This window comes from Haemophilus sp. HMSC61B11 (assembly GCF_001838615.1).
Taxonomy (GTDB): domain Bacteria; phylum Pseudomonadota; class Gammaproteobacteria; order Enterobacterales; family Pasteurellaceae; genus Haemophilus_D; species Haemophilus_D parainfluenzae_AD.
The window spans coordinates 1-512 of the sequence record NZ_KV837960.1 but is presented as its reverse complement, the minus strand read 5'-3'; the positions used below and the strand labels follow the sequence as shown (position 1 = coordinate 512).

General features: G+C 31.4%; 1 pseudogene. It reads left to right on the top strand.

From position 1 onward, the window contains the following. A pseudogene (locus HMPREF3263_RS03740) lies at positions 1–512 on the top strand (hypothetical protein); the annotation flags it as partial.

The following is a 512-nucleotide window of genomic DNA, read 5'->3' as shown; positions in this document are numbered from 1 at the left end:
ATAAAAAATTTATTTGAGTTATATGAGAAAAACAAAAGTGAGCCTATGGCAAGTTTATGCTGTCAATATTTTGAAGGGCTTATTGGACATTTAAGTTATACATCCCTGGGGCAGCAAGCTTTAATTACAGCATTCAACTCTAATAATGATGTAGTGACAAAAACACAAAAAGAAATTTTAACAAAAGCAGCAGAATCATTAAAAAATTTATTAGACTCTTTTAAAAATTTTTTAAGTTCTCTTGCCAACATGGGGAATTTTTATCGCTTCAATCTCTATTCTTTTGATCGAATTGTTCAAGTTATCAGTAATGAAGTAGTGCTAGCAGGTAGTTATAGAGAAAATGGCAAGCGGTACTATAAACGAACTGAAATCATTCGGAATATAGAAGAAGTTTATCGAAAAACCGGTGTATTTGGGCAAGAGGAATTCTTATCCGAAAAAAAGATTTTTAGTCATGCGAATAAATTAAAAGCATCACGAAAAAAACTCACTACAGAAGAGCTCATTCC